We start from the raw sequence: 8921 nt of genomic DNA, 5'->3' as shown, positions 1-8921 counted from the left end.
GTATATCTTTTTAAAAGTGTAAATAGCAATTATATTCATTTGGATGTGCGTTAAATGGCATGTTTTATTCGTTTAGCGGTTTATACTGCTTGTTTTCTTTATAGGAAAGTTGTTTTAAATTATGTGGTTACTGTTTTGGGGGACGTTCCTTAAATCGGGTTCGAAACTGGTTGTAACTCATTTTAATGTTATTGCTAATGGTTATCATCTGCATTACTATAATTTCAATTTTTACAATATTAGGATGAACCCAGTGAACACTCTGCCTCTCAAAACGCTCTCATTTGCTGTTATGGCAGCGCTCGGCACGTCAGTATTACAGGTGCAAGCAGCACAGCAAGATAATGAAGAAATTGAAAAAATAGTCGTGACGGGAAAATACACCGTCAATGAAGTGATAGACACCGCAACTGGCTTAGGGTTATCTCTTCTTGAGACGCCGCAATCTGTTAGCGTTATTACCGCTGCACGGATCAAAGAGCAAAAGCTCGATACGTTGACCGACACCGTGTTAAATGCGATTGGGGTGTCAGCGAAAGAGGTTGATAATGTTCGTAATACGTTGCAGTCACGTGGCTTTGACATTACCAACTATCAAATTGATGGCGTTCCTTTGTCATGGAGTTTGGCGGGGGATTCAGGCGAAACCATCGCGGATGTTGCGATATACGAGCGCGTGGAGTTTGTGCGTGGTGCAACGGGGTTATTGACCGGCGCAGGCGATCCTTCAGCTTCTATTAACCTAGTACGCAAACATGCAAATAGCACCGACCTTACAGGTTTTGCTAGCGTCTCTTTGGGGAGCTGGAACAATAAAGAAGTGATGGTGGACGTTGCCAATGGATTAACTAACGATGGCAGTGTGCGTGGACGAGTGGTGGCGAAGTATGAAGAAGGTGACTCGTATTTAGATCTCTTCTCTGACGAAAGTACCGTGCTTTATGGGGTACTAGAAGCGGATTTAAGCACGCATTCGACAATCCGCGTTGGTGCTAGCTATCAACGTAACGACCCTACCAGTCCAACTTGGGGGGCATTACCTACTTTCTTTACCGATGGAAGTAAAACAGACTGGGAAGTCGAAAAAACCACGGCTGCAAATTGGACAGAGTGGCAAACTACTGGCACCAATGCTTTTGTGAACTTTAGTCACAACTTTGCAAATGGCTGGGAACTGGTTGCCAATTACAACAAGCTGAAATACGAGCAAGATACAGAGCTGCTGTATTTATTCGGCACATTGGATAAAACAACAGGTGAGGGCTTAGCTTCTTGGCCTTATAAAAGTACAGGTGAAAGTAACCAAGACAGCTTTGATATCCAGCTTAAAGGTTTTTATCAACTCGCCGGTCGTGAGCATGATTTTGTAACTGGCGCGCTTTACAGTGAGCAAAGTGCCGATACACTCACTTTCGCTGCGCTCGATAATGCCTTTTTGCCAGTTTGCAATTTTTACGAGTGGGACGGCAATTTCCCTGAGCCGACGTGGGGCACAGAAACCTCAGTTGCTCAAGATATGGATACCGAGCAAAAAGGGTTTTACGCCGCAACAAGGCTAAACCCTAGCGATGAACTTAAAGTAATAGCGGGTGGTCGTTTGTCGAGCTGGCAGCGCGAAGGCGAAAGCTATGGCGTCATCACTGATTTTGGCGACAATGGTGTATTTATACCTTACGCTGGTGCCTTGTACGACTTGTCGACAACGCAGCGAGTGTATGCAAGTTACACAGAAATATTCCAGCCGCAAAATGCCCAAGACCGTAATGGTGATTTCCTTGATCCAATCAAAGGAAAATCATACGAAGTGGGGCTAAAAAGTACCTATCTAGATGACACGCTGCAAACAACATTGGCGATTTTCCAAATTGAACAAGATAACCTAGCTCAAGATGATGTTGGATACATAGTTCCTGGTTCGGTAAATACAGTCGCGCAATATGCTGCTGAAGGCACAACCAGTAAAGGCTTCGAATTTGAAGTGGTGGGTCAGTTAACTGACGGTTTTGATGTGCATTTGGGTTATTCACAATACAAAGCAGAAGATGCCAACGGCGTTGAAGTGAATACGGATAACCCAAGAAAGCAATTTAAGTTGTATACGACTTACCAATTTGTGAATGCTTTACCTGAGTTGACGATTGGTGGTGGCGTGAACTGGCAGAATGACACTTATTCAGTAACGGGCAACGATAGGCTAGAGCAAGATGCCTATGCATTGGTTAGCTTGATGGCAAACTACGCACTGGCAGACAATATGGCGTTACAACTCAACGTAGAAAACCTCTTCGATGAAAAGTACTACAGCCAAATTGGCTTCTTTGATCAGTATCGTTTTGGCGCGCCGAGAAATTACAGCTTAAGTTTCAGCTATGATTTTTAGCAGACTGTAAACTAACTAAGCGTGGCTGGTGGGCCACGCTGTTGTTCATTGTCTATTTATTGTAAGTTGTGTATGCTTGCAACACATCATTTAAAAGGAATTTATAATGAGTTTATCCCCATTACTGCTGGTCGTTGGCTTATTGGTAAATATAAGCACAGCTTCAGCCACACCTAACGATCAATATGTGATTAGCCAACTAAAACCGCTGACTGGTGAACTTACCTCGATACTGAGTGACGTTGATAGGCAAGCTCTCGAGCAGCAGGTTATGTCTGAGCTAGATGAAAGCAATCGTCGACTGCGCAGCAAACGCGAAGAATGCAACAATGTTACGACTGTGCTAAACAACTCGCAATTTAGCACGCTCAACATTGAGGTAGACTACTATCTTCCTGTACTCAGTTATTTTAACTACTTAAACAAATATCAGTGTGAATCTGCGGAGTTTAGTGATTTTTCACGGAGGTTTGCTGTCAGTTATATAATGTTAAAAGATGAAAGACGCTTCGATAGGCTAAAGTTAATGAGCCTAGTACCTTCTCTCAGTTACAAGGAGTTCATGGAAGCCGATGAAACATTCAATACCTTACCCAAACCCGTGAAAGAGGCTGCGCTGAAAGCTGATTTTCTAAACAACAACTTTAATTATGTTGAAAGCTTATTGCCAGTTTTGACATTTAAGTGATTAAAGGTGTCTGTGGTGAAATCTCGTTTATTCGTTTTGATACTGTTTGGGTTTCACGAATAAGTTGTTGTAGCGTCTCGTAAGATAACCTCGTGTAAGGCGACTTAGCGTAAACTGAGATGAATGGTGTTGTTCTAGCGCCAAAAATACATGGTTTATCATTGCGGCGACTATATTTTGAAGATCGGTCATTAACAGGAGGGAGTTTTGGAAAGTGACATCAAAAGGACACGAAGCTTAATAAAGCATTTAGTAATAGCGCTACTATCAGTCGCTGCTATGGGTATTGTTAATGCCAAAACTTCAATGACTTACACTGAATTGTATAACAAGCTACCGCTAAGCGAATCGGAGTTTACTTCTTTACAGAGTGAGTTTGATTTAAAGTCGAGTGAGCACGCGACGATGATGGAGTTATTATCAAGCTATAACTCGCTACATAAAAGAAGAATGAGCTGTCGAGCTGTCGACAACACACTTACAGTAAAACAAATGGATGCATTGAGCATTGACAAAACACATTACGTAACAGTGTTATTTTACGTCGATAGTGTAAACAAAAGTCGGTGTGAGCGAGCAGCGTATGAGCACTTTTTGAGATTGCTTGCGGTCAATTTGGTTGTTCAAAAAGAGCCAAAAAGTGTTGAGCTAATAAATTCTATGAACACTTTATCATCTCGCCTTTATGGTGATTTTAGGGAGTTTAAAGCCGAGTTTAATCTCTTACCGGAACAAGTTCGAGAAACAGCTCTTAACGCTGACTATTTAAACAAGAACTTCAATTTATTTGCTACGCTTGACAGTGTGATGAAATAAACTAGTGCTGCAGGCCATGCCTCTGTATGCTCGTTGTCTATTCAATACAGGGCCTGTATGCTGCAGAAACTATAATAATATGATTGAAAAGGAATTTTACAGTGAATTTATCCTCAGCATTCTTAGTCGCGGGCTTGTTGCTAAATGTGAGCACAGTGGCTGCTACACCCGATTATCAAGAGATACTTAATAAGCCACCTGTACAGCCCAGCGAACTCAACACGCTACTGGACAATTTTGGAATAGAAGGTTTTGAGCGACAGGCAATGTCAGCGCTTATAGAGAGCTATAATCGATTACAGAGTAAGCGCAAGGAATGTGAGAACGTTGATAATGTGTTGAACAAGTCGCAATTGAGCCCGCTAAAAATCAATATGAAGCACTACCCCTTAGTTCTTCATTACTTTGACGGTCTCAACAAAAACCAGTGCGAATCAGCAGAGTTTAGTGAGTTTTCAAAGTTACTTGTCGTCAATCATGCAACGAAAGGGCAGCATAGTGATTTCACCTTTTTAGAGGCCATCAATGCTGCGTCTTCTTCTCGCTATGCACACTTTATTGAAGCTGAAGCGAGGTTTAATGCCTTACCTGAGACGGTAAAAGAGGCCGCACTAAAGGCGGATTTTCTTCGGAACAACTTTAATTATCTTAAAAGCATAGAGCAGATCTACGGATTCGAGCGATAGAAGAGATAGTTGATGAATCGCCAGCTATTCATTTCGATATTGTTTGGACTTGTATTCGCACAACAAGCGAATGCTGAAACAATGTCAGTAGATCTTACGCCGACTATTGAGTATCCAGTCGAACAACTTGAACCAGTTCAAAAGGCACTCCTCAGTGAGCTGTTAAATAGCGTAACACAACTGGGTGATAAAAAAGCGGCTTGCGAAAGTGAGCGAGCTATTACAGAAGAGCAATTACGCAGTCTTAATATTACCTCGCAGCAGCGAGGTATCGTTTTATCTTATTTTTATATTCACCAAAAAAGGGAATGTGAAGCCGAAGAGTATGGCGAATTCGCCAGACTTGTTGCCGCGAATTTAGCGGTGCAAAAGCAGTCAGAAGTCTTAAGGTTCGTCAATGCGCTAAACACGGTAAGCTCCAGCGTTTATTTCGATTATGTTGAAACGGAGCTGGAGTTTAACCAGCTACCAGAATGTGTTCGCAATAAAGCCTACCAAGCCGAGTTTTTACAACATCCGTTTAGTCTTATGCATACGCTAGAACAGTTCGAATGATTCGGCGCGTTGTTACTGATTAAGTAAAACCTAAGCTAACATAATACGGTTTAATAATTCATATGCGGTACATTTTGCGATATTCACATTGATCGCGAGCGTGCTATTACTCAGTGTTAACCATGTTTATGGTTTAGCAGTAGTGATGTTTATTTCAAGACTCGCGTTTGCTGCTACTCGCTTGGTATCAAAAACACGATGATACAAGGCGAGTAACTCAAGTTGTCAGTGATTAGGATGTAAAAGTCGCGCTTATTTCGCGCGACATACCGCTTGTTTATCTGCAGTTTTGCTGCTGCAGGTTAAAAAGGCGGCACCACTTTCATCCAAAAACTCTCCTTGCCACGCGCCATCTTTGCCAAGCTTAATTGATAAAAAGCCGAACTTACCTTGTTCGTTAACGATTGCGTTTTGGCTATCAAGTGCATAATCAAATTCGCTAAAGGCATCGGTATCACTAAGGCTGACGCCGCTATTGCCGACAACGATTTGCGGAGGACGCGCGGTACTGGCTGCAAAGGTGGAAGACTGATAAATATGCATGTGTCCTGCGAGTGATAAAGTTACGTGAGCAGGCAACTTACCTTGTCTAGTGTTCTTCAGCGCGGTTTGCAACATTACGTTTAATGTGTCTTTGGTTGTCGGGTCTTCAACGCCCCAAATGGGTCTGTGGCTCATAATCCACATGGGTTTGGCTTTGAGTAGTTCGCTTCTGACATTAAGTCGTTGATATTGCTGTTGGTAGACTTTTGTTAGGCCATTGTCTGCACTGGCATCACAGGCATTGGCGCTATCCATTACCCAAACACTGAGCGGCTTTAAGTTGATGGTATAGGAGTTTTGCACAATGATATGAGCGCTTGCAGATTTAGGTGGTTGGTTATAATCCCCCTGTGATGGGCATTGCTGTTGGTCAATGGCATCAGGAAGGTTGGCTCCTGGGCCAAAAAAGTAAAACCAGCCAATACCTGCTCGGCTACAAAGTTCATGATTGCCTCGTGCAAAAATCCATGGTGCGGTTGCTGAAAGATCAGTTGTTGCGGTAAAAAAGTCGGCTTGCCAGTTGCTCCATGTATCTGGTCTTGGGCTATTTAACGCGTTTTGACTGTAGTAGGTATCGTTAAGACCGCAGCTAGTACCGCCATATCCACCATCGCCTGCATCATAAGCATAGGTATCACCAGAAATCGCACCTCCGGTACCTCGATAGTTGAAATCCCCCATATGGAGCAACAATTGTGGTTGTTGCTTTGCCCCTTGCTCTGCGAGGGTTTTAAACGGTTCGGCGGCAGTGTTGTTTTCGCAAACTGATGACTTACAGCCAGTGTCGCCAAAAACCGCAATTTTATTCGGATCGAATGTCACGGGCGCTAACGAGAATTGGCTACCACTGACGGTATAAGCCGTGTTTGGGGAGATTTTTGCTTCGCACACAGTGATTGGAAAATGTGTTTGGTCTGGACGCATTGCTCGCAACTGCATCGGCGTGGATTTTTTACCAAAGAGCAAGCTTGGGCATTGATTGGTGTCGCTGAGCACGCCGTCAACAACGACGCGTGCGTAGATATTTGGGGCTTCAGTAGTGGAAGGCGCGAACATTGAGTAAGCGCCTAGTACTTTGGTATTCGCTTGTTGGACTGCAAACGTGCTGCTACAAGCAATTAAATTGAGCGTCGCAATGGCGATGATGATGCGCATGACTTCATTCCTTTTTGAACAGTTGAATGAAGTTTAATGCATTGTTAACAATTTGCGAGTCTTGAATACGAATATCCTTTTTCTCAGCTGATTATTGGTGTTTGCAGCGGTAGAAGCCGGTGACTGTGTCTTGACTAAAGCGCGTACCGTTAACATAGGTGTCTTGGTTGATTTTACCAAACTGCGCTAGGTTAAATTGCAATCGTGCAAGCATTTCAGCACTCGAGGCCTGTTCAAAGATTTCTGTTACCGGTGGATCGCCAACAAAGTTGGTATACCAAGGAAACCAAGAATTATCCTGCCCGCTGACGGTTTGATTCGGATAATAATTTCCTCCTTGCCAACGGTCAAAGGTAAGATCTTCGAGGCTAAATAGGCCAAAACTTGGCTGAGTCATACAAGCATCAGCCGCTTGATACTCAGGGTAACCTGAGCTGGCAGCAAAATGATTGCAAACATTGTGTGGCAAATTACTGCTATTCGCCGCTTGATACTTAACCTTTCTAAACATCACAGGATGTGCGGGGTTTCCTGATGGGTAGACGATATTCGCTGCGACAGGTGAACCCCAGCGATAATGGTACATGGCCACAGCCAATCCTAAATCTTCCTTACTGGTGGCAACATTATCTGGATGTGTCCACACTCCACCCGGATCGGTTGGCGTCGCCCCATTTTTAAAAATAATCCCATATTGATTGTTCTCTAATTGATTCATTAGATTTGGGGTTGTGTTGTCAACCACCGTCATTGGGATCATTGTGCTTGCGGCATTGGGAGTATAGGTGAGTGTTGGGTTATTTAATGCCTTCCAGCATAGCAAGCCATAACCATAGCCACTGGCTATCATCGGACAGCCAGACATTGCTGATGCCGATTGGTTGCTTTCATACGCATGTGTTGTTGAACGTGCCGAAACTTCGCCGGAGCTAACCAATATTCCCCACGCATTGCGAGTAATGCGAATATCAGCAAACTCGGTGTCAGGAATAAATACCGTTGTGGCCGAAATAACCTGTAGCCCTAAGTCCAATTCTAGTAGAGACGTGGCAACGAGGGCGTCTTCATGAAGCTTTGGATACTGCGTCATAATCGTTTGCTGCGATGGTTTAATCACAGCGTCTCTTGGTGATAACCCTAATAAATATAAGCGATCGTTATCAAGGTAGCTTGCCAGTATGCGTGATAGCTCGAGTTGTGCGATTGGACGCTTAGCTTGTATATTTGAGCGGGTATCCGTGAGGGTGAGGTCGGTATTTTGAAGCAGCAACCAATGCTTATCACTTAGGCCAAAAACCTGAGTTTGATTAAGGATATTGCGAGATACGCTATCAGCTTGGCGAGTAACAATTAAACTATCGTCATTCAACGAATAACTAGACTGTGTGGTGTCATTGTGGTGATGACGCAGTGCTGGTGGCTGATATTGTCCGATTAAGGTGGTAAGTTCAATGCGAATGGTGTCGTGAGTACTTTGAATAAGCCAATTTCCGGTTTCATCTCGAACAAAAATAGCCGGACTATATTGGCCAGATTTATCCACGCTAAATGCTTGCCAAGTGGTATTACAGGCTTTGGCGCAGGAGGGGGAACTTCGAGTAAGGGATGACTTATCTTTTGCCAGAGATTCGTCATAGTTATCATTAAATACAAAGGGTAACTCAGCTTTACCCGAGGCGAGTTGTAACGTGAACAGTAAGCGCCGTTGATTGCCGCTGGCATAGAGTCTGTTTTCTTTTAGATAACCGAGCTGGAGTTGAGAGTAACTCTCTAACTTTTTCATGTTTCCAGCTTCACCTTGATAGCTGGGCTCATACGTCTCGCTATTGAATGGTGCGGTTTGCTCTAATCGGGGAAATTGCAACGTTTGTTTGCAGGCATCTTCTGCGCATGTTTGTAAGGTGATCCTTTGGTCCTGATACTGAAAAGAATACCAAGGTGAAAGGGCTTGATAACCTTGTTGTCCTGCGTGAAATAATAGCGGTAAGGTTGATGTATCGTAGTGCTCTGACTCTGCTGAGGCGTTAACGCTTAAAGACAAAGCCCAGCAGGTAAGCGTGGTGGCGATGAACTTATTCATAATCTTTCCTTATTGGAG

The 8921-nt window shown here is 43.5% G+C and carries 7 protein-coding genes; 5 read left to right on the top strand and 2 right to left on the bottom strand.

All coding sequences use genetic code 11. The annotated features are described in order from the left end of the window. Window positions 1-253 precede the first annotated feature (253 nt). From L1D50_RS09015 to L1D50_RS08995, 5 genes are all read left to right on the top strand, one after another. Window positions 254-2380 carry a TonB-dependent siderophore receptor gene (locus tag L1D50_RS09015; protein WP_239965915.1) on the top strand — a complete coding sequence of 709 codons (2127 nt, stop codon included), beginning with the start codon at window positions 254-256 and terminating at the stop codon, window positions 2378-2380. Window positions 2381-2486: 106 nt separating this feature from the next. After that, window positions 2487-3068, top strand: coding sequence for a hypothetical protein (locus L1D50_RS09010; protein ID WP_128727984.1), 582 nt, complete (start codon window positions 2487-2489; stop codon window positions 3066-3068). 207 nt (window positions 3069-3275) lie between these two features. Continuing rightward, complete coding sequence (locus L1D50_RS09005; RefSeq protein WP_239965914.1) at window positions 3276-3884, top strand: hypothetical protein; 609 nt, start codon at window positions 3276-3278, stop codon at window positions 3882-3884. A 101-nt stretch (window positions 3885-3985) separates the two neighbouring features. Continuing rightward, window positions 3986-4570: a hypothetical protein gene (locus L1D50_RS09000; RefSeq protein WP_138521706.1), complete on the top strand. Its 585-nt coding sequence runs from the start codon at window positions 3986-3988 to the stop codon at window positions 4568-4570. Window positions 4571-4582: 12 nt separating this feature from the next. Beyond that, window positions 4583-5125, top strand: coding sequence for a hypothetical protein (locus tag L1D50_RS08995; protein WP_128727981.1), 543 nt, complete (start codon window positions 4583-4585; stop codon window positions 5123-5125). A 252-nt stretch (window positions 5126-5377) separates the two neighbouring features. Here L1D50_RS08995 and L1D50_RS08990 read toward each other — a convergent pair whose 3' ends face one another. Both L1D50_RS08990 and L1D50_RS08985 read right to left on the bottom strand, forming a co-directional pair. After that, a complete protein-coding gene (locus L1D50_RS08990; RefSeq protein ID WP_239965913.1) occupies window positions 5378-6823 on the bottom strand; it encodes a metallophosphoesterase in 1446 nt (481 codons plus the stop codon). A 91-nt stretch (window positions 6824-6914) separates the two neighbouring features. After that, on the bottom strand, window positions 6915-8903 hold the full coding sequence (locus L1D50_RS08985) for a hypothetical protein (protein WP_239965912.1): 1989 nt from the start codon (window positions 8901-8903) through the stop codon (window positions 6915-6917). Window positions 8904-8921 lie beyond the last annotated feature (18 nt).

This window comes from Pseudoalteromonas sp. Isolate6, assembly GCF_022398435.1.
In the GTDB taxonomy this organism is placed as follows: domain Bacteria; phylum Pseudomonadota; class Gammaproteobacteria; order Enterobacterales; family Alteromonadaceae; genus Pseudoalteromonas; species Pseudoalteromonas galatheae.
The sequence above is the reverse complement of the archived record's forward strand: the minus strand, read 5'-3'. Positions and strand labels throughout refer to the sequence as shown.

Coding starts and splice junctions, on each gene's coding strand:
- L1D50_RS09010 (WP_128727984.1), top strand. CDS start 2,487: ATGAGTTTATCCCCATTACTGCTGGTCGTTGGCTTATTGGTAAATATA.
- L1D50_RS08995 (WP_128727981.1), top strand. CDS start 4,583: ATGAATCGCCAGCTATTCATTTCGATATTGTTTGGACTTGTATTCGCA.
- L1D50_RS08990 (WP_239965913.1), bottom strand. CDS start 6,823: ATGCGCATCATCATCGCCATTGCGACGCTCAATTTAATTGCTTGTAGC.
- L1D50_RS08985 (WP_239965912.1), bottom strand. CDS start 8,903: ATGAATAAGTTCATCGCCACCACGCTTACCTGCTGGGCTTTGTCTTTA.